Source organism: Flavobacterium enshiense (genome assembly GCF_022836875.1).
Lineage (GTDB): Bacteria > Bacteroidota > Bacteroidia > Flavobacteriales > Flavobacteriaceae > Flavobacterium > Flavobacterium enshiense_A.
Genome location: NZ_CP090376.1, coordinates 2,171,069 through 2,192,734, shown reverse-complemented (window position 1 = coordinate 2,192,734; position 21,666 = coordinate 2,171,069). Strand labels below are relative to the sequence as shown.

The following is a 21,666-nucleotide window of genomic DNA, read 5'->3' as shown; positions in this document are numbered from 1 at the left end:
ATAAATATAAAATATATGCCAAATGACAAATTCCATTTTACTACAAAATGTAAGTCCCGAAGCATTAGTCGAACTAATCAAAGAGGGCGTAAAAAATCAACTGGAAGACTTCAAAAAGAGTTTAAATACTCACGATCCTGATGAACTGTTAACAAGAGAACAAGCGTGCGAATTTCTACATATCCACGGCGTAACGTTATGGCATTGGACGCGTCGAGGGATTGTTACAGCTTATGGAATTGGAAACCGCAGATACTACAAAAAAGCGGAGCTACTAGATTGTTTAAAACCGTTAAAAAAATAGGGCTATGAAAAGTATAAACCATCCTTTTCAGGAAAGTTTGAAGAATATCGAAAGCCGACTAGAGGAATTAACAAATATTGTTTCCAAAATACAACCAGCTAATACCGATGATAAGTTTATTAGTAATGAAGAATTTCAAAAGCTTATGGGTATAAGTTCGGGTACTGCTAAAAATTGGAGAGAGCAAGGTTTAATCCTATATAGTCAGATTAGAGGGAAGATCTATTATAAAATGAGGGATGTAGCAAAGCTAATCGATACTAATTATAGTGGTTCTAAAAAAAAATAGCTATCGATACTCATATATCGGTTCCTATAGAAATGTTTATTGATGCTCAAAAACAGGGTTATCAAAATGAATTAAGGTTCTTTCTTTTACTCAAATTAATGTATCGAGATGGGAAAGTTGGACTTGACAATGCTGATTTGAAATTCATTGAGTTTGTTGAGCAGATAAAACTGCGAAAAACATCAGTTAGATATATAAAGTTCCTCTTGGAATTAGGCTTTTTAAGGTATAATTCTAAAACCGGATTCTACTTATTACAATCATTTGATACGATTAGGGAAATGCAAAATTGGAAATCTCGTTTAGCTTTCCGAATTGATTTCTCAAACTATTATAAAATACAGGCAGTTACAGGAGCCGTTGTATATGGTTATCTCCATAAGGTTTATTGGAGAAATGTTAAAAGAAAGAGAAGCGTACCGATAAAAGGGAGTACCTATCATTCTCTTTCTTTAACATATAACTATAAACAACAATTTGCTCCTGTTTCTGTTATTGGTATCAAAAAGATTTTTGGTATTTCACAAGCCGCAGCTTCTCGTTTGAAAAACGCGGCAGTAGCAGAAAAGTATATCAAAGTCAAAAAGAACTTCAGCGAGCCTATCTCAAATAAAATCCTAGTCGAACGTGCGCTGCAGTATAATGATATGCCTAATAAAATTGTTTATCACAATCACGAATATCGTTTGCAGTTAATTGATACTATTTGTCCTCTTTTTTTCTTTACAAAGCGTACTAAATTGAAAACATAAAGGAAAGGGATATATAAGGGGAAACAAAATATATTTAAAACAGAAAAATGGGACTCCAAATAATAAAATAAAGCGCATTATAAAACCAAATATCTTTTTTGAATTTTTCATGAAAAAGTAAAAATTAATTTGGATTATAGGGGTATACAAAACGTTTCCCAAAAGTATATTATCATAGTATAGGATAAAATTGTCTTTTTCACTAAATTTGTGTTTTAAATGCTTGAAATCATGGCAACTAAAGCGAAGAGAGAGATGATAATCAATGATATAATGTGTTTAATGAGCGCACACACAGAGCCAAAAGAAATTTTTGACAAAAACGGGCAAAATTGGCATGTTTCATATCGCACGTTTTATAGATATGTTCAAGAAGCATCTGGAAGGCTTTCAGCTCAACAAAAAACGATTCAAAATGAATTGATGGTTAAGATTGCCTCCCATACAAAACAACGCCTTAAAATGGCTCTAATGACAAAAGAGGACGCACTAAGAAAATTACAAGATATTGCTATGAATGGCAAAAGGGACAGTGACAAAATCAATGCAATTAAAACAATGATGGAAATGGAAGGTTGGAAAGCTTCAGTTAAGTCAGACGTCAATTTGATTGGAATTACCCCCGTATTTGGCTTTAACCCTCTTATTGACAATATTTAGATAGTTAACGAGTTTATTCTAATTTTGGTAAAGTAAGCTTTTATTAAATATATAAGTGAGAAAGGAGAGTTGTTTTTGGCTCTCTTTTTTTAGTTATTCGAACTAATTTTATAATTAAAAAACGTTACGTTAGTTTCAAAATAGTAGTAATGTATAGGAAATAAAATGAAAGAGCTAGTATATAAGGCAATTACCTTTTAAAAGATAAAATTTTTTGGTTTTAAAAAAAATAACTTATTTTCAGTGTGTCTAATGCCTGAAATTAAGTTTTAAAAAAAATATTTTTGTTTAGTAATTGGTGTTTTTTATGTTGAAATATAATTGACCGTACAAAAATCGTACAGATTTAAAAACAACAAAACCGTAACAACCTTAAAACAAGCTAATTACGGTTTTTCAATGTGATCCCGTCAGGATTCGAACCTGAGACCTACTGCTTAGAAGGCAGTTGCTCTATCCAGCTGAGCTACGGGACCTTAAGTCTTTTTTCAGTTGTATTGGAAATACTGAAAATATTGTCGGGGTGGCAGGATTCGAACCTGCGACCTCCTGGTCCCAAACCAGGCGCGATGACCGGGCTACGCTACACCCCGTGCAAAAAAAAAGCGGAGAGACAGGGACTCGAACCCTGGCGACGGTTACCCGTCGACAGATTAGCAATCTGCTCCGTTACCACTCCGGCACCTCTCCTGTTTTGCAAAGAACTTATCCTTATTTTGCGGTTGCAAATGTATGTTAACGATATTGTTTCTGCAACTATTTCTTGAGTTTTTTTTCAATTTTTCGAAAGAAATTTTAAAACTGTTTCATTGTCAGTCTAATAGAAATATAAAAAAATTGACATTTTTAAAGCTCTAACCTCAAATTAGCCCTTTAACTGGAAAACCTCATATTTTTAGATTCAAATTTAGTTATATGGACAATTTTGGTTAAATTCGCATCTTGAATGAATAAACAACATAATATCATGAATAAAAAAGTAGTTATTGTATCAGCTGTAAGAACTCCAATAGGAAGTTTCATGGGTAGTTTATCAACCGTTACAGCTCCACAATTAGGTGCAACAGCAATTAAAGGTGCTTTAAATAAAATCAATTTAGATCCGAATTTAGTAGAAGAAGTAATAATGGGTAATGTAGTTCAAGCCGGTGTTGGTCAGGCTCCAGCCCGTCAGGCAGCTATTTATGCAGGATTACCTAACACAGTAGCTTGTACTACTGTAAATAAAGTATGTGCTTCAGGAATGAAAGCGATTATGCAAGGTGCTCAGGCTATCATGGCCGGAGATGCTGAAGTAATCGTTGCAGGTGGTATGGAAAACATGAGCTTGATTCCTCACTACGTACACATGAGAAACGGAGCAAAATTCGGACCTACAACTCTTGTGGACGGAATGCAGAAAGACGGTTTAACAGACGCATACGAGCACACAGCTATGGGTGTTTCTGCCGACTTATGCGCAACCGAATATAAAATTTCACGTGAAGAGCAGGATGCGTTCGCAATTCAATCTTATGAGCGTTCTGCAAAGGCTTGGGAAGCAGGTAAATTCAATAATGAGGTTGTTCCTGTGTCAATTCCTCAAAGAAAAGGAGATCCAATCGTTTTCGCTAAAGACGAAGAATATTCAAACGTGAAATTGGACAAAATCCCAACCTTAAACGCTGTATTTACAAAAGATGGAACGGTTACAGCTGCTAACGCTTCAACCATCAATGATGGTGCTGCTGCTGTAGTTTTAATGAGTGAAGAAAAAGCAATTGCAATGGGATTAAAACCATTGGCTTACATCAAATCTTACGCAGATGCTGCACAAGAACCAAAATGGTTTACAACTGCCCCTGCTAAAGCATTACCAAAAGCATTAGACAAAGCTGGTCTTTCAGTTTCTGATGTTGATTTCTTCGAATTCAATGAGGCTTTCTCAGTAGTTGGATTAGCTAATGCGAAAATCCTAGGCTTAGACAACGATAAAGTAAACGTAAACGGTGGTGCTGTTTCTTTAGGTCACCCTCTAGGATGTTCCGGAGCTAGAATCGTGGTTACGTTAATCAATGTCCTAGAACAAAACAATGCTAAAATCGGAGCTGCTGCTATCTGTAATGGCGGTGGTGGTGCTTCAGCAATTGTTATCGAAAGAGCTTAATCACTTATAAATTTAAGAATTATGGGTTATAGGTTTTGAACTTATTTGAGTTCAACTTATAACTCATAATTTATTAACTCATAATTTCCTTAAATGTTTGCTATTTGTAATTTAGCCATAGTTCCATTACGCGCAGAACCAAGCGATAGAAGCGAATTAGTTTCTCAGGTACTCTTTGGCGAACATTTCAAAATTTTAGAACAAACGGACAAATGGTCCCGAATTCAATTAGCTTTTGATAGTTACGAAGGCTGGATTGACAACAAACAATTTCAGATAATTTCTGAAGCGAATTATGCTTATCTTTCTAATTCGGCATCCATATTGAATGCTGACCTGATAGAATATATCACAACACACAACAATTCCTTATTACCTATTCCAATTGGAAGTTCACTGTCTTTTTTAGACAACCAGGAAATCAATACTTCACAATTTTCTTTTGAAGGAATGAAAGCTTGTGGTATTAAGCCAAAATCAGAGCTAATAAAAACCGCATTCATGTATTTGAATGCCCCTTATTTGTGGGGAGGAAAAACGCCTTTCGGTATTGACTGTTCCGGGTTCACCCAAATGGTTTATAAACTGAATGGTTACTCCTTACTTCGCGATGCCTCACAACAAGCTACACAAGGAGAAGCATTGAGTTTCATAGAAGAAAGCGAACCGGGTGATTTAGCCTTTTTTGATAACGAAGAAGGACGAATTACACATGTGGGCCTGATAATGGACGACAATTACATTATTCACGCACACGGAAAAGTACGCATTGACCGATTGGATCATCTAGGAATTTACAATATTGATACCGGAAGACACACTCACAAACTCCGGGTCATTAAAAAAATCATATAAAAAAACCACGCTATTTGCGTGGTTTTTTTATATCCTTTTATATGATTATTATAATATTGCGCTTAACAAATAATAAGTGATAGCTGCAATAACCGCTGAAACAGGAATGGTTAATATCCAAGCCCATAACAAGCTAACGGTTACACCCCAACGAACAGCAGAAACCCTTTTTGTTAAACCTACCCCGATAATTGAACCTGTAATGGTATGAGTTGTCGAAACCGGAATTTTAAAGTGTTCCGTCATGAATAATGTCAGTGCACCTGCTGATTCCGCTACAACACCCTCAAAAGCAGTTACTTTCGTGATTTTAGACCCCATTGTTTTTACAATTTTCCATCCACCACTTAAAGTACCTAAACCAATTACAGTATAACAGGTTATTGGAATCCAACCCGGCATTGTTCCTTTATCAATATCAACATTTAAATCAAACCAACCCGCAGACAAATCAATATTCGGGTTTGCATTGGCATAAACCGCAACTGCAGCTGCGATGATACCCATTACTTTCTGAGAGTCGTTACCTCCGTGCCCCAAACTGAAAGCTGCTGATGATAACAACTGCATCTTTTTAAGGATAGCTTCAGATTTCGCTACAGAAAAATAACTAAAAATCAAGTTGAAAATAGACAAGCTAAAAAAGATAAAGCCTACCAACAGGAATTTTATATTATGAGGTTCTGCTACGACACTCCAAAAATGACTATCAAATCTTGGTTTTTCTATTTTTTCATAAGGATGCAGAACAGAAGACAGGAACAAAACTCCCAGCAACATTATTAAAACGGTTACAATCTTCGGATAAATACTTTTCTTAGAAGCATACATCATCCATAGTGATATAAAATAAGAAATTATCATACCTAACAACGGAGCAAAAACAATAAAAAGTATTACTATGAAAACCCCTGTAGGCAGCAACTCCCCTTCTTTGGCTGCTTTAAACCAGTTAACAATTTTAAAACCTGCATGCTCAGGATCAGTAACTGATGATAATCCGTGCGCGATGGCAGCACCCGCAAAACCTCCGATAAGCGTATGAGAAGATGAAGACGGGATTCCTTTCCACCAGGTCAATAAGTTCCAGATAATTGCAGCAATAATCCCTGCCAAAATCACCGTTAAATTAATACTTCCGGTGTGAGCTGTTTTAGCTACTGTATCAGCAACTCCAAAACCAAAAACCCAATAAGCCAGGAAATTAAAAAATGCAGCCCAAAATACAGCCTGAAAAGGCGTAAGCACTTTAGTCGCAACAATAGTCGCAATCGAGTTCGCCGCATCGTGAAAACCATTGATATAGTCAAAAATCAGCGCTAATACAATGATTATTATTAATAGTGTAAAATCCATAAATACTTTCTGATTGAAAAAGAATTAAGAATGCTTAACAACAATTGATTCTAAAACATTCGCAACGCCTTTACACTTATCAGTAGCCGTTTCTAACGAAGAAAGAACTTCTTTGTATTTAATAACGTTTTTCGCATCTGTTTCGTTTTCAAAAATATCCGCTACGGCTTTATCGAAAACGCTGTCTGCTTTACTTTCTAATTTGTTGATACGTTTACAAGCATCAGTAATTGACTTAAGATTTTTCAAATCTCTCAATTCATGAACCGCCTTACTGATTAACTTACAAGCCTCAAGATTGATTTCTGTCAGCTTACGAATAGATTTGGTGATTTTCTCCACCTGATACAAGCGCATTCTGCTTCCACCTTCATGCATATAATCCGCTACATCGTCAATCGCTTTAATTAAGGCGTGGATATCTTCTCTGTCAAACGGTGTAATAAAGTTTCTGCTTAATTCCAAATGAGTCTTATGAGTAATCTCTTCTATATTAGCCTCTAACTCCTCAATTTTCTTATAATAACTCTCTCTTTCATTCTTAGGAGCATTTACAGCTTCGTGCAAAGTCTCTGCCAATAAGGTTAAGTTATTTGCAGCTTGCTCAAATAAAGGGAAGAACTTTTTGTCTTTTGGTACCAAAAATTGGAAAATACTGTTTATTGACATCTTATATTAATTTTGGGTGCAAAAGTATCTATCCAATGTTAAGTTAACGTTAAGTCAACGTTAATTCGTAATTAATATGAGCGTCAGAAAAGTATGGGAAATGATTGTATTTCAGAATAAAAAGTTTCGTATTTTAGCCAACCAAAATTACATCTTTACAGCTAATAAAATAAAAGCACAATGGATATTAACTTCAACAAAAACGAAGATCACAACAAACTTTTACTTTCCGATTTAAAACAACGTTTAGCCAAAGTAAAACTCGGCGGCGGAGAAAAGCGCATCGCTAAACTCCATGGCGAAGGAAAAATGACTGCCCGCGAACGTATCGAATATTTATTAGACAAAGGCGCCAAAAACATAGAAATCGGAGCATTTGTAGGCGAAGGTATGTACAAAGAACATGGAGGCTGTCCATCCGGAGGTGTTGTTATTAAGATTGGCTATGTGAACGGAAAGCAATGTGTGGTTGTAGCCAATGATGCTACTGTAAAAGCCGGAGCCTGGTTCCCTATCACAGCTAAAAAGAACTTACGTGCACAGGAAATAGCGATGGAAAATAAACTTCCAATTATATACCTTGTTGACAGTGCAGGAGTTTACCTTCCGTTGCAGGATGAAATTTTCCCTGATAAAGAACATTTCGGACGTATTTTCCGCAATAACGCTATCATGAGCAGTATGGGAATAACTCAGATCGCAGCCGTTATGGGAAGTTGCGTTGCCGGAGGTGCTTACCTACCTATTATGAGTGATGAAGCACTAATCGTAGATAAAACTGGAAGTATTTTCCTTGCCGGAAGTTATTTGGTGAAAGCCGCTATTGGCGAAACTATCGACAATGAAACACTTGGAGGAGCAACAACACACTGCGAAATTTCCGGTGTAACAGATTATAAAGCTAAAGATGATAAAGACGCTTTAGATACCATCAGAAACATCGTTGGAAAAATCGGTGATTATGATAAAGCTGGATTCAACAGAGTAAAAGCTGAAAAACCAGCATTGGACGAAAATGAAATCTTCGGACTTCTTCCAAAATCGAGAGCGGAACAGTACGACATGATGGAAATCATCAAGCGTTTGGTTGATAATTCTGAAGTAGATGAATACAAAGCCGGTTACGGTCAATCCATCATCACTGCTTATGCACGTATTGACGGCTGGGCAGTCGGAATTGTAGCCAACCAGCGTAAAATCGTAAAGACAACCGGAGCAAAAACCAAACCAAGTGAAATGCAGTTTGGAGGCGTAATTTATTCTGACTCAGCAGATAAAGCAACACGTTTTATTGCTAACTGTAACCAAAAGAAAATTCCGTTGGTATTCGTTCACGATGTAACCGGTTTCATGGTGGGTTCAAAATCAGAACACGGAGGAATCATTAAAGACGGAGCTAAAATGGTAAATGCTGTAGCCAATTCAGTTGTGCCGAAATTTACTGTTGTAGTTGGAAACTCTTACGGAGCAGGAAATTATGCTATGTGTGGTAAAGCATACGACCCTCGTTTAATCTTTGCCTGGCCAAGTGCCGAATTAGCCGTAATGGGTGGTGCTCAGGCAGCAAAAGTACTTTTACAGATTGAAGAATCTGCAATGAAAGCAAGAGGAGAAGAAATTACTCCGGAAGTGGAAGCCGAGTTATTCAATAAAATAAAATCGCGATACGACGAGCAGGTTTCTCCATATTATGCAGCTTCTCGTTTGTGGACCGACGCCATCATTGATCCATTGGATACAAGAAAATGGATTTCAATGGGAATCGAGGCTGCTAACCACGCTCCTATTGAAAAACCATTTAATTTAGGTGTTATCCAAGTGTAAATACTTAAATTATAATAATCTAATTATTAGCCTGACGAATTTATTTTTGTCAGGTTTTTTTTATGTAATGAAATTTTTATTTATACATTAGCCCAAAAAATAATTTGGTGACCAAAAAAATCATGTATGATAAAATTTATAACACTCCTTCTTTTTTTTATTACATCACAAATTGTAAAATCTCAACCCGCAAATTATAAAAACACTCAAGATGTAACCCTTAAAGATGCATTTCCGAATGATCATGATAAATTGACACCAGGTTGTCTGGGAAAAGTGGTACTAAAAGATCTGAAACAATTTCTTCATAAATTGAATATCAATCTTGATTCGGTTAAAACATTGCACTTCTACTATTCCAATCATGAAATAGAATGCAAAAACCTAAAAAACAGAATAGTCGACAAAATGTATTTTACTTTTGATCATAGCCACAATGTTACCGCCGTTTATAAGCCAATACTATATATCAAACCCGAATTCATAGAAGCCGATAAAATTTGGATAGATGATACTTCAAATTACTTCTTCAATCTGTTTTTAAAAGATTTCAATAGAAAATTTGACGCAGTCATTGTTACAATCAATAGCAAAGGAATCTATTTCACAAATATCGGATACTTTAACCCCATCGTTTTCAACGCTTTTTCAAATGAAGTAGACAAATACAGTTGCGAATAACATTTCAGTGATTAAAATTTGTCTTACAAGCTTATACACGAGTTTTTAAAATAATTCGTAATTTTAGGAGTGCCGATTTTCAACACCCTTCTGAAATGAAAAATACATTACTAGTTTTTTTAGCACTTAGTGTACTTGCAGGCTGCAATTCGGTCAGAAATAAAAATCTTTTTCCGGAAAAAATGATATCCGAGAAAAATTTAAAAGCCGATGTCGACTTTACATACAAGAAACTCCGAAAACTGCACCCGAAACTATATTGGTACATCAGCAAAGAATCCCTGGACTATAAATTTGACAGCCTAAAATCGACTATCACTAAACCAATGACAAGTGTTGAGTTTTACACAAAAATAAGTCCGGTCATTGCTGCCATAAAACAAGGACACACATCTATATATCCTTTACCGAGACACTTGTCCAAAAAAGAAAGAGATACCTATGCAAAAAAAGGAGTTGGACCACTGTCTCAATTTGAATTCGATATTCATGATAATAAGTTATACATTATTAAAAACAATTCTCAAGACAAGTCAATCAAACCAGGTACCGAGGTTGTGGCTATCAACAACAAAAACACCCCTGACCTACTCCAAACCTATACAACTCGTTTCACTTCAGACGGCTTCAACAAAACCTTTAAGAGAAATGAATTATCAAGAAGTTTTTCAATCTATTATACATTAGAAAATGGCATTCAGGACAGCATTAAATATGCTTTCAAACACAACGACACCTTAAAAACATCGGTAATTAAAAGGAGTGAAATCGATTCGCTAAAAACAGCCGACAACAAAAGAAAGAAAAAAGAAAAGACAAGAAACAAAACAGAAAAGAAAAACACCCGTGGATACGATCCGATTACAGGAACATACAACAGAAACCTCCGGTTCATGGAGAAAGACAGCAGCATAGCAATTCTTAAAATCAACGAGTTTTCATTAGGAGATTACTATGGTTTTTACAATGATAGCTTTACCAAAATGTACCGGTACGGCACAAAAACACTGATTCTAGACTTAAGAGATAATCCCGGAGGAAGGCTGGATGAAATAGCTCATCTGTACACCTATTTAGCGGATGGTACGTTCATTTTCATGGATGACTCCCAGGTAGTTTCTAAAACAAGTATGTTAAGCGGGGAGTACTTTAGAGACAGTTCTTTCGGTGTCAAAATAATCAGAGCCTTAATTATTCCTGTCTATTACCCGTATATGTTTTTTAAAACTCATAAAAAATCAGACGGAAACTACTATTTCAGTGTGGAAACAAAACCAGAATCTATTAGTCCTATTGCTTTTGGAGGTAAAATCTATGTTTTGATTAATGGCGGAAGCATTTCAGCATCCAGTCTTATTTCTTCAAACCTTAAAGGTTCCGGAAGGGCTTTTTTCGTAGGAGAAGAAACCGGAGGGGCATTCAACGGAACGGTGGCCGGGAAAATGTATGTTTCCAAACTTCCTCATTCCAAATTGAATATTCGTTTCGGATTAATGGTCAATTCCTCTAATTATGAAACTGTTGTTGACGGACGCGGCATATTTCCGGACAAGGTCATCATACCTACATTGAAAGATCGGATTGAAGACAGGGATCCCGAAATGGAATGGATTTTACAAGATATAAAAGCCAATCAGTAATCCTGAAAATAGCATCCGCAAAACGTAACAAAACAACAGAATCTGCTACTTATACTTCAGTGGATTTTTTTAAACTTTATGAAAAATAAACAAAGTAAATTCAAATGGGATTGGACACATCCCGGTGCAATTATGACAATACTAATAATCATTAGATTTATTTGGATGATTTTTTTAAGAGACCTATATTATACTTATTTTTAAGATATGAAAAACATTCTATTCTATTCCCTACTCCTTTTGGGATTGCAACAGGCAACAGCACAACATTTTACCCGAAAAGACTCGCTTCAGGGCGGTTTACGCCATGAACGTACAAGTTTTGACGTGCAGCGTTATGATTTGAATATCAAAATCAATCCTGAAACTCAAACCATTGTCGGCTATAACGATATAACATTTAAAATTGCTGAACCGACTAACAAAATCCAAATTGACCTGTTCGACAACATGAATGTGGACAGTATTGTTTTCAATAAGAAGAAATTAAAATACAAAAGGGATAATCACGCCGTATTCATCGACTTGAACGGAACTATGCCTATTGGAAAAGAAGGCAAAATCCGTTTTTACTACTCAGGAAAACCATTGATTGCAAAAAATGCACCGTGGGATGGTGGCTTTGTATTCAAAAAAGATGCCCAGGGTAAAGACTGGATTGGTGTTGCGGTACAAGGAACCGGTGCAAGTTTATGGTATCCAGTTAAAGATACGCAAAGTGATGAGCCGGATTTTGGAGCTTCTGTTAAAGTGGCGGTTCCTAACGGATTAATGAATGTTTCTAATGGCCGTTTCTTAGGTTCGGAAGATTTGAAAAACGGTTATACCCGTTGGGACTGGGAAGTTAAAAGTCCGATAAACACTTATGATATCACAGTAAATATTGCTGATTATGTTCATATTCACGATAATTATAAAGGTTTGGATTTGGATTATTATGTATTACGTGAGAACGAAGAGAAAGCCCGTAAACATTTTGAAGCCGATGTAAAACGCATGATGGATTGCTTTCAATCGAAATTCGGCACCTATCCTTTTAAAGAAGACGGCTATAAATTGGTTGAAACTTCTTATTTAGGCATGGAACACCAAAGTGCTGTCGCTTACGGAAATAAATACTTAAAAGGTTATTTAGGACGTGATAACAGCCACACAAGCATAGGATTGACTTTTGATTTCATCACCATTCACGAAACAGGCCACGAATGGTTTGGAAACAGCGTGACATCAAAGGATATTGCAGATATTTGGATCCACGAAGGATTTACAACCTACTCCGAAGCCGTTTTTGTGGAATGTACGCTGGGTTATGAAAAAGCATTGCAATATGTTAACGGACAAGGTGCAAACGTTCGAAATGACAAACCAATTATTGGGCATTATGGCGTAAACAATGAAGGCTCCGGTGATATGTATTACAAAGGTTCTTTACTATTGAACACAATTCGTCACATTGTAAATGACGATGCCAAATGGTGGAAAATGATTTTAAAATACTCTGAAACCTATCGTCATAAAATCATCGATACAGAAACCGTTGTCACTTTTTTCAATAAGGAAACCGGTATGAATCTGACTCCCGTTTTTGATCAATACTTACGTTATAAAAACATTCCTGCATTAGAAGTACGTCAAAACGGAAAGAATGTGGAAATACGCTGGAAAACCGATGTAGCTAATTTTGAAATGCCATTGGAATACACCTTAAATGGAAAAACAACAAGGATAAACACTACAAACAACTGGCAAAGTATTCCTAAAGCAAGTATAGATAAAGTGGAGTTCAACAAACTGAAAATGTTCTACACTATTTCCAAGCAATAAACTTGTTTAGGTAACCATTTATATGAAAGCTAAATCCCGGAATTCCCGGGATTTTTTTTATTTTTATTACTCCAATTATCCGGTTTTAATAGCACTATTTTTATTTATAGCCAATTCCACACAAAAAAACACTTCATCGATTTTAAGGTTCTTTTCGACGGAAAAATTACGATAAGTAATTCGTTATTAATAATTTAGAACTAATCAAATAAGAGAAGCCATGGATACTGTAAAAAATTTAAACAAATGGGCAAACTCACATACCAGTTATCCGCTGGATGTGTTGCGAGTGGCACTTGGAATTTTTTTAATTGTCATGGGGGGTGTTTTTATCACAAACAAACATTACCTTCATGAAATCATTTTGAATTCGATGCAGAATTTTGGCAGTGAGATGTTAATGATTCATTACATTGCTTCAGCACATATGATGGGAGGTATAATGATTATCTTCGGGTTACTTACAAGATGGGCAATTTTGGCACAAATACCAATTTTAATCGGGGCGATTGCCGTTAACTTTATGGGACCATTTTATACTCAGAATTTCATTCTTGCATCAGTATCGCTGTTAGTTTGTATATTCTTCCTTTTCTATGGAAGCGGCAAACACTCAGCAGATTATTATTTTAAAATGCAGCAATAAATAAAAGCGAAAGCAAAACAACTTTTTTTCAAAATAACCACAAAGCATGCTTAACCTTCGTCGTGTGGGCGATGTGAACATTAAAAGGCAGCTTTGTGGTTCATTTATTTTATAGTTTCAGCTCGTTTGATCTTTCCGGTTTCTGTTTCGGAAAATTTAGGTACAAATAAAATTTCTTTCGGTTTTTCGTATTTATCCAAATCATCAAAAAGAGATGTTTCAAGTTCATATGGACCGCCCTCTATAACCAAAACCAGTTTTTCCCCAAGCGAAGCATCAGGTTTACCAACGACAAAAAAACGATAAGGAATTTTTCCTCCGAGCTTCTCCTCTATTCTTTCAGGAAACAATTTTACTCCTCCGCTGTTTATCACATTATCAAAGCGACCCAGCCAAACAAACTTATTTCCTTCCTGTAACTCCACTACATCGTTGGTGACAATTTTTGTATCGGATAATCGGGGAGCATCAATAATCAGACAATTTCTGTCATCTGCAGAAACAACAATACCCGGCAATACAGAAAAAGCAGTATCCTGAATTCGTTTTGCCGCGATATGCGTAATGGTTTCTGTCATTCCGTAAGTTTCGTAAATAGCTGTCGGAAGCTGTTTCAACTTATTGGCTAAATCCGGATTCAATTTTGCACCTCCGATAATTACTTTATTTACACGATGCAATCGCTCAATCGAATTTTCCACCTGAAGTGGAACCATAGCCGTAAAATCATAGTGATTATCGTTTCCGTCGAGCGGATGCAAATCCGGTTTTACAAAATCCAAATACCAGCCCAATACCATCGCACGAACCAACATCATTTTTCCGGCTATATATTGCATTGGTAAACAATGTAAAGCTTTGCAATTGCTCTTCAGATCAAAGAAAGCAGCTGTTGCTATTGCCGAATTCACCATTGCTTCTTTCTTCAGTCGGATTATTTTAGAAGTTCCTGTTGTTCCGGAAGTTACAACTTCAACATAGTCATTTTCATCAAACCATTCCAAAACAAATTTGGACAAATGTCTTTCAAACTCTTCATCCGAATTCGTCAATTCTTTGGCAAACGAATAAAATCCGGCTGAATCATATTGTTTTCCGTTGAACTTAAAATCAGAATGTATTTTCAGAAAACGATCCATCATATTTCTTTTGTTTCAATATCAGATTCCTGAACAAGTTTCCCAGTTAATTTCCCCTTCCAGTCACTCCATCCGTATCTTTTTGCAAAAATATACAGCAACATTGGAAAAATTATGAAAACCGGAACCATAATGTCAAATCCGGCTGTAGGCTCGGAAATGTCTTTTAAAATTGAATTCGTCTGAAAAGCTGTCCAATCCGCTGTAACCAAAAGAGCCCCAATTAAGTTATTGGCAGCATGAAATCCCAAAGCTAGCTCCAATCCGTCATCCATTAAAGTTACTATTCCCAGAAAAAAACCAGTTCCTATGTAGTAAATCATGATAACTAGACCCAATTTCCCAACTTCCGGATTAGCAATGTGCATTAATCCGAACAAAATCGACGAAACTAAAAAAGGGATAAATCTGCTGTTGGTTATTACACCTAAACCCTGCATCAGATAGCCGCGAAATAAGTACTCCTCAAAACTGGTTTGCAATGGAATCAAAATTACAGCCAGAATCATGAAAGTAAAAAAAGGAATTGGTTCAAAATTAAACACAAAATTCTCAGGCGACGACAAATAGGAAAGTAACGTCAGTAAAGCGGAAACTGATGCCCATAACCCGAAAGAGAAAAAAATCCTGCTCCAGTCTACTTTCTTTCTTGCTGTTGTGAGGCTTCTAATACTTTGTCTGTGGATGAATTTAACCCAAAACAATAATCCGAGGCACATTAACGACAATGGGATAATTACAAAAACAAACGTGAGATTGCTGCCCCAGCTTTCAATCATCTGATCCATAAGCGCATCGGCACTCACATCCTGAGTCATCAGATAATTAGCTAACATTAATCCTGTAAATCCAAGTAAAACAGGCAGATAAAGTATGAAATTAAAATCTTTGTTCTTTATTTGTTCAATAAACATAGGTACGCTTTTAAAAAAAACAGGTAGGTTTTGGGGAATTTTTGTGATATCGCAATATACTTCATTTTTTAAATTTTATGGAGTACTTTTGCCGAAAATATAAAAACCATGATTACAATCTATCATAATCCAAGATGTAGTAAATCCAGAGAAGGAGTTTGTTTATTGGAAGATAATGGCATCGAGTTTAATACCGTTAAATACCTTGATGAAAAGATCTCATTAGAAGAGCTGACCGGAATACTTCAAAAATTAAATTGTAAGCCGATTGAATTAGTCAGAACAAAAGAATCGCTTTGGAAAGAATCGTATAAAGATCAAAACCTTTCTGATGAAGAACTGATTACTGTTATGGCTGAAAATCCGGTTTTAATCGAAAGACCCATAATTATCAATGGTAATAAGGCGGTAATTGGACGACCGACCGAAAAGATTCTGGAGATTATTTAGAATTATTCAATCTTCGTTTTAACAAAGATTTGGGAATTCATGCATAAACCAAAGGATATTTTTGCAGTCTTAAGAAGCAAATCAAACCAAATTATACATGAAAAATATCAAATCTTTAGTAACTTTTTTAGTACTGATAACCTCGTTATTTTCATTTTCACAGCAAAATCCACAAGCTCAAAAAGTGAAAGTAACGGGAAAAGTTATTGAAAAATCTACGAATCAGCCTTTAGAATACGCTAGTGTTTATGTTCAAAACACGAAAAACCCTTCATTGGTTTCCGGAGGAATGACGGATGCAAAAGGAGAATTTTCATTTGATGTTCCTGCGGGTGTTTACTATATCAAAATCGAATTTTTAGGTTTTAAGACGGTAGAATTTAAAGACAAAGCCATCAATTCCAATACAAATCTTGGTGTAATTGCCGTTGTGGAAGATTCCAAGCAATTGGACGAAGTTGTTATCGTTGCCGAAAAAGCTGCAGTTGAAATAAAATTAGACAAAAAGGTATACAATGTCGGTAAAGACATGACTGTAAAAGGCGGTACTGCTAGTGATGTTTTGGATAACGTTCCTTCCGTTTCGGTAGACGTTGACGGAAATGTAAGCTTACGAGGGAATGAAAACGTAAAAATACTTATCGACGGAAAACCATCAGGAATGATTGGTGTAAACGTAGCGCAAGCCTTAAAGCAGCTTCCGGCAGATGCCATCGAAAAAGTTGAAGTAATCACTAACCCTTCATCCCGCTATGAAGCTGAAGGTGGTGCCGGTATAGTGAACATCGTTCTTAAAAAAGGAAAAAACCAAGGAATTAATGGTAGTGTTACCGGCACGGTGGGCTATCCTGAAAACTATAACCTAACAGGTAATTTTAATTTCAGAGGTGAGAATTTCAATTTCTTCACCAATCTTGGTTACAATAACAGTACGAGTCCGGGTAACTACCTAAGAAACTCTGAATACACAACCCCTTCACCCGGATCACCAACATACATCGAGGAAACAAGAGAGAATGACAGAGAACGAAGAGGAAAGAACAACAATTTTGGTTTGGAATGGTATTTAACCAAATCCTTAAGCTGGACAAACTCGGTAGGGTTTTCAAAAAATGAAGGAGGAAATCCAGAAGATGTAAATTATTACAACTATGATGCAAATCGTGAGTTAATGTACATCAGAAATCGTTATAATGATCAGACCAATGAAAATGACAACCTTAACTTCTCTTCCAACATTACCAAAAACTTTAAAAAAGAAGGACATAAATTAACGGCTGACTTTTCGGTTTCCGGAAATCATGACAATGATATTTCTATTATTAAGGAAACTATTCTAGGAAGCTCAGCTGCACCGGAAATAACAGGAACAATAAACTTTCAGAAGCAAAATCGTACTCTGGCACAAACGGATTATGTTTTACCTATTGGTAAAGGGCAATTTGAAGCCGGATACAAAGGAGATTTTTCCGATATGTTAACTGATTATAAAGTTGAGGAAGATATCGACCCTGCTGTGGGACCAGGTTCAGGAATCATCAATGAAGACTTAACAAACAAACTGAATTATAAGGAAAAGATAAACGCTGTTTATTCACAGTACGGTAGTAAAATAGGTAAATTCAGTTATTTAGCAGGTCTTCGTTTTGAAGATTCAAATATCGATATCAATTTACTGACAACTAACGAATTCAATAATAAAAAATACAACAATCTTTTCCCAAGCTTGTTTTTGACTTATGAATTAGCAGAAAGAAGCAGTGTCAGTGTAAATTACAGCAAAAGAATTAACCGTCCGAGAGGCCGTCTTATAAACCCGTTCTCAAGTTATTCCAGCGACATAGCCTACTTTAAAGGAAATCCGGATCTGGATCCTTCCATGACGAATGCTTTTGATATTGGATACATGAAACAATGGGATAAATTGACGCTTACTACTTCTGTTTATTTAAATCATACTGAAAACTCATTTCAGTTCGTTCAAAGAGAATCAGGAAAATATGCAGTTACGGTTGTTGACGGAGCAGATATAGTTGATCCTAATACAGGAGAAATTATTGTTGTAGGTGCTCCGGATATCAGAATCCCTGTAATCGAAACTACTCCAATTAACCTTGCAACAGAATACCGTGGAGGTTTTGAATTTACACTAAACTACACTCCATACAAATGGTGGAAATTAAACGGGAATTTCAACTTCTTCAGAAATGAAACGCAAGGAGATTACACTTACGTAAATTATTTGGGAGAAACTGTAATACAGGATTTCAACAACATTGCTTTTACCTGGTTTACACGTGTTTCTTCAAGAATTACATTACCATATGCTATTGAATGGCAAACCAATGTTACCTACAATGCACCACAGGAAAATGCACAGGGAAAAAGTTTAGGTGTTGCTTCTGCAAACTTAGCATTCAGTAAAGATGTATTAAAAGACAAAGGAACTGTTACTCTAAACGTAAATGACCTTTTTAATTCAAGAAAGAGGATTTTCGACAGTAATTTACCATCTGCAATAACTCATACAGAAATGCAGGGCCGTGAAAGACAAATCAACTTATCGTTCACATATCGTTTCAATAAAAAGAAAACTGATAAAGACAGACAGCCTAAAAATGTTGGTGAAGGCGAAGACTTCATTGGAGGTTAAAATAAAAAAAGTCCCGATAAATCGGGACTTTTTTATTGTAAGAATAATTAGTTTTCTAATTTATTCATCACGCTTTTTATTTCTCTTCTCTTTAATTTGCTCGAAGATTGCTCCTCCTACCCAGTAAAACACGAAGTTCACTAAGAATAGCATAAGCCAAAATCCTGTCAAAAAGATTCCTAAGAAAAGTAAAAAGCCTAAATACTGTTTAAATTCAAACATGTTTTCCGGAATTTTATGAATTCGAGCCAAATATACGGGGAAAATTCAGGGTGGACAATACTTCTCTTAAATTTATTTTAACAATACTTATTAAACGACTGATATTCATTAATTTTAAGGAAAAATTCAGATATCATGGACTTCCGAATAGAAAAAGATACTATGGGTGAGGTACGTGTTCCTTCAGAAAAATACTGGGGTGCACAAACCGAACGATCAAGAAACAATTTTAAAATTGGTGAACCGGCTTCCATGCCAAAAGAAATTATTGAGGCTTTTGCTTATTTGAAAAAAGCGGCAGCTTACACTAATTCTGATTTAGGTGTCTTGTCTACCGAAAAGCGTGATGCCATTGCTCAAGTTTGTGATGAAATCCTTGCCGGACAATTATCCGATAATTTTCCGTTGGTAATCTGGCAAACCGGTTCGGGCACACAAAGTAACATGAACGTAAACGAAGTCATTGCTAACAGAGCTCAGGTTTTGTCCGGTAAGAAAATCGGAGAAGAACCATTTATCAAAGCCAATGACGATGTAAACAAATCACAATCATCAAACGATACTTTTCCTACCGCGATGCATATTGCTGCCTATAAAGCTATCGTTGAAACCACTATTCCGGGAATAGAACAGTTGCGTGATACGCTAAAATCCAAATCGGAAGAATTTATAAATGTTGTCAAAATTGGCCGAACACATTTAATGGACGCTACTCCCCTAACCCTCGGACAGGAACTTTCGGGTTATGCGTCTCAAGTAAATCACGGATTAAAAGCACTAAAAAACACACTTTCCCATCTATCCGAATTGGCTTTAGGCGGAACAGCCGTAGGAACAGGTTTGAACGCTCCTGAAGGTTACGATGTGAAAGTGGCAGAATATATTTCAAAATTCTCGGGATTGCCTCTAAAAACTGCCGAAAACAAGTTTGAAGCATTGGCCGCTCATGACGCTATGGTAGAAACACACGGAGCCCTAAAACAATTAGCAGTTTCACTAAATAAAATCGCCAATGACATAAGGATGATGGCTTCGGGTCCGCGTTCCGGAATTGGAGAAATTCATATTCCTGAAAATGAACCGGGATCTTCCATCATGCCCGGAAAAGTAAATCCGACGCAATGCGAAGCTTTAACGATGGTTTGTGCCCAAGTTATGGGAAATGACGTTGCCATTACAATTGGCGCGACCCAAGGACATTATGAACTTAACGTTTTTAAACCATTGATAGCAGCTAATTTTTTGGAATCGGCCAGATTACTTGGAGATGCATGTGTTTCTTTTAACGAGCACTGCGCCGTTGGTATTGAACCAAATTATGCACGAATCAAAGAATTAGTCGACAATTCACTGATGCTGGTTACCGCTTTGAACACAAAAATAGGCTATTACAAAGCGGCGGAAATTGCCCAAACAGCACATAAAAACGGTACAACCCTAAAAGAAGAAGCTGTTCGCCTAGGTTACATTTCAGCTGAAGATTTTGACGAATGGGTAAAACCGGAAGACATGGTTTAAAACCATCTTTTCTTCTTGAAATAAAACACCATCCCAACAACAACCAAAAACATGAAACCCAACACTAAAAAATAGCCATTTTGCTGCCGCAATTCAGGCATGTAATCGAAATTCATTCCATATACCCCTACAATGAAGGTTAACGGTATGAACACCACTGAAACCACGGTCAACGTTTTCATAATCTCGTTCATTCGCTGGCTCTGCGCCGAAAAATGAAAATGAGAAGCACTATCCAACGAATTCAAATCGTAATCTATCTGCTCCAGAAGCTCGAGGCATTTTTGATGCAAACGGGCGAAAAAAGTATAATTGGCAACTTCTATTCCATTGTAATCCCTGTCGTCCTGAAAACTCTTCAGACTGAACAAGGCATCCCTTAGCGGAACAATAGAACGTTTCAGGAAATTAAGATTTTCACGGTTATTTTCTATTCGTATCAAAACATCCTGACGGTGATTCGTTTTAGATTCAACCATTAGCGCTTCAATACGGTCTTCATAATTCTCAATAGTGATATAGAAATTTTCCATGACAGCATCCAGCAAAAGATACAAAAGGTAATCGTTTTTTTTTTTGCATACTATTCCGGAATTGGTTCTGATACGCTCGCGGATATGCGTGAAAAAGTCACTCTTTTTTTCCTGAAAAGAAACCAAAAGATTTTCTTTAAGGATAAAACTGATTTGTTCTACACGGACACTGTATAAATCTTCTTCCGGTAAAATCGATTTAATACTGAAGAACAATGTATCATTAAGTTCTTCCATTTTTGTACGACGCGTGGTATTCAGAATATCACCGATTATATAGGGCTCCACCTGCAGGAGATTACCAACGTTTTTCACCAGTTCCAAATCATGCAAACCGTGTATATTTAACCACTTAACATCATTTACCTGACGTTTATCTTTAAGCTCCTCATCTACCTTCTTTAACTGTACTTTCTGGTATTCTTCATAGCGATTTTCATCATATACAAACAACTGCATTTCCACAGGATGCGTTCTGTGAACCCCCGTGTATTCGTAAAAATTAGGTTGCGCTTTACGTCCTTTCTTGTATTTAATCTTCCTCAAAACCGAATAATTTGATATAAAGATAGGAGTTTTTAAAATTCCATT

At 36.2% G+C, this 21,666-nt stretch carries 19 protein-coding genes and 3 tRNA genes; 14 read left to right on the top strand and 8 right to left on the bottom strand.

Going from position 1 to position 21,666, the window contains the following annotated elements; genetic code table 11:
- Window positions 1-22: 22 nt before the first annotated feature.
- The 4 genes from LZF87_RS09740 to LZF87_RS09725 all read left to right on the top strand — a co-directional run bounded on the left by LZF87_RS09740 (window position 23) and on the right by LZF87_RS09725 (window position 2,005).
- Window positions 23-304, top strand: coding sequence for a helix-turn-helix domain-containing protein (locus tag LZF87_RS09740; RefSeq protein WP_244338730.1), 282 nt, complete (start codon window positions 23-25; stop codon window positions 302-304).
- Between the two features lie 4 nt (window positions 305-308).
- On the top strand, window positions 309-593 hold the full coding sequence (locus tag LZF87_RS09735; protein WP_244338729.1) for a helix-turn-helix domain-containing protein: 285 nt from the start codon (window positions 309-311) through the stop codon (window positions 591-593).
- Window positions 594-625: 32 nt separating this feature from the next.
- Window positions 626-1,345 carry a hypothetical protein gene (locus LZF87_RS09730; RefSeq protein ID WP_244338728.1) on the top strand — a complete coding sequence of 240 codons (720 nt, stop codon included), beginning with the start codon at window positions 626-628 and terminating at the stop codon, window positions 1,343-1,345.
- 231 nt (window positions 1,346-1,576) lie between these two features.
- Window positions 1,577-2,005: a hypothetical protein gene (locus LZF87_RS09725; RefSeq protein WP_244338727.1), complete on the top strand. Its 429-nt coding sequence runs from the start codon at window positions 1,577-1,579 to the stop codon at window positions 2,003-2,005.
- Window positions 2,006-2,407: 402 nt separating this feature from the next.
- On the opposite strand, the gene LZF87_RS09720 is transcribed toward LZF87_RS09725, so the two are convergent.
- From LZF87_RS09720 to LZF87_RS09710, 3 genes are all read right to left on the bottom strand, one after another.
- Window positions 2,408-2,481, bottom strand: a tRNA-Arg gene (locus LZF87_RS09720).
- Window positions 2,482-2,523: 42 nt separating this feature from the next.
- Window positions 2,524-2,598: transfer RNA gene (locus LZF87_RS09715), tRNA-Pro, on the bottom strand.
- 13 nt (window positions 2,599-2,611) lie between these two features.
- Window positions 2,612-2,695, bottom strand: a tRNA-Ser gene (locus tag LZF87_RS09710).
- A 277-nt stretch (window positions 2,696-2,972) separates the two neighbouring features.
- Between LZF87_RS09710 and LZF87_RS09705 the strand changes: the two genes are divergently transcribed.
- Window positions 2,973-4,151, top strand: a complete 1,179-nt coding sequence (locus LZF87_RS09705; RefSeq protein WP_244343816.1) for an acetyl-CoA C-acyltransferase — start codon at window positions 2,973-2,975, stop codon at window positions 4,149-4,151.
- Window positions 4,152-4,244: 93 nt separating this feature from the next.
- A complete protein-coding gene (locus LZF87_RS09700; RefSeq protein ID WP_244338726.1) occupies window positions 4,245-5,006 on the top strand; it encodes a C40 family peptidase in 762 nt (253 codons plus the stop codon).
- Between the two features lie 48 nt (window positions 5,007-5,054).
- On the opposite strand, the gene LZF87_RS09695 is transcribed toward LZF87_RS09700, so the two are convergent.
- Window positions 5,055-6,362, bottom strand: a complete 1,308-nt coding sequence (locus tag LZF87_RS09695) for an inorganic phosphate transporter (protein WP_244338725.1) — start codon at window positions 6,360-6,362, stop codon at window positions 5,055-5,057.
- Window positions 6,363-6,386: 24 nt separating this feature from the next.
- Complete coding sequence (locus LZF87_RS09690) at window positions 6,387-7,031, bottom strand: DUF47 domain-containing protein (RefSeq protein WP_035629852.1); 645 nt, start codon at window positions 7,029-7,031, stop codon at window positions 6,387-6,389.
- A gap of 180 nt (window positions 7,032-7,211) precedes the next feature.
- Between LZF87_RS09690 and LZF87_RS09685 the strand changes: the two genes are divergently transcribed.
- From LZF87_RS09685 to LZF87_RS09665, 5 genes are all read left to right on the top strand, one after another.
- Window positions 7,212-8,855, top strand: coding sequence for an acyl-CoA carboxylase subunit beta (locus tag LZF87_RS09685; RefSeq protein WP_244338724.1), 1,644 nt, complete (start codon window positions 7,212-7,214; stop codon window positions 8,853-8,855).
- A gap of 126 nt (window positions 8,856-8,981) precedes the next feature.
- Window positions 8,982-9,536: a hypothetical protein gene (locus LZF87_RS09680; protein WP_244338723.1), complete on the top strand. Its 555-nt coding sequence runs from the start codon at window positions 8,982-8,984 to the stop codon at window positions 9,534-9,536.
- A gap of 95 nt (window positions 9,537-9,631) precedes the next feature.
- Window positions 9,632-11,176, top strand: a complete 1,545-nt coding sequence (locus tag LZF87_RS09675) for a S41 family peptidase (RefSeq protein WP_244338722.1) — start codon at window positions 9,632-9,634, stop codon at window positions 11,174-11,176.
- 207 nt (window positions 11,177-11,383) lie between these two features.
- Window positions 11,384-13,000, top strand: coding sequence for a M1 family metallopeptidase (locus tag LZF87_RS09670; RefSeq protein ID WP_244338721.1), 1,617 nt, complete (start codon window positions 11,384-11,386; stop codon window positions 12,998-13,000).
- Window positions 13,001-13,220: 220 nt separating this feature from the next.
- A complete protein-coding gene (locus tag LZF87_RS09665) occupies window positions 13,221-13,646 on the top strand; it encodes a DoxX family protein (RefSeq protein ID WP_023572386.1) in 426 nt (141 codons plus the stop codon).
- Between the two features lie 104 nt (window positions 13,647-13,750).
- On the opposite strand, the gene LZF87_RS09660 is transcribed toward LZF87_RS09665, so the two are convergent.
- A complete protein-coding gene (locus tag LZF87_RS09660) occupies window positions 13,751-14,788 on the bottom strand; it encodes an AMP-binding protein (RefSeq protein WP_244338720.1) in 1,038 nt (345 codons plus the stop codon).
- Window positions 14,785-15,699: a CPBP family intramembrane glutamic endopeptidase gene (locus LZF87_RS09655; protein WP_244338719.1), complete on the bottom strand. Its 915-nt coding sequence runs from the start codon at window positions 15,697-15,699 to the stop codon at window positions 14,785-14,787. Before LZF87_RS09655 ends, LZF87_RS09660 begins: the two co-directional genes overlap by 4 nt.
- 108 nt (window positions 15,700-15,807) lie before the next feature.
- Between LZF87_RS09655 and arsC the strand changes: the two genes are divergently transcribed.
- The 3 genes from arsC (at window position 15,808) to fumC (ending at window position 20,542) form a co-directional block, all read left to right on the top strand.
- Window positions 15,808-16,149 carry an arsenate reductase (glutaredoxin) gene (gene arsC, locus LZF87_RS09650; RefSeq protein ID WP_244338718.1) on the top strand — a complete coding sequence of 114 codons (342 nt, stop codon included), beginning with the start codon at window positions 15,808-15,810 and terminating at the stop codon, window positions 16,147-16,149.
- Window positions 16,150-16,246: 97 nt separating this feature from the next.
- The gene (locus tag LZF87_RS09645) at window positions 16,247-18,802 is read left to right on the top strand and encodes a TonB-dependent receptor domain-containing protein (RefSeq protein WP_244338717.1); all 2,556 of its coding nucleotides are present in this window, start codon (window positions 16,247-16,249) and stop codon (window positions 18,800-18,802) included.
- A 357-nt stretch (window positions 18,803-19,159) separates the two neighbouring features.
- The gene (gene fumC / locus LZF87_RS09640) at window positions 19,160-20,542 is read left to right on the top strand and encodes a class II fumarate hydratase (protein ID WP_244338716.1); all 1,383 of its coding nucleotides are present in this window, start codon (window positions 19,160-19,162) and stop codon (window positions 20,540-20,542) included.
- Here the strand turns inward: fumC and corA are convergent.
- Window positions 20,539-21,621: a magnesium/cobalt transporter CorA gene (gene corA / locus LZF87_RS09635; RefSeq protein ID WP_244338715.1), complete on the bottom strand. Its 1,083-nt coding sequence runs from the start codon at window positions 21,619-21,621 to the stop codon at window positions 20,539-20,541. The genes fumC and corA overlap by 4 nt on opposite strands.
- Window positions 21,622-21,666 lie beyond the last annotated feature (45 nt).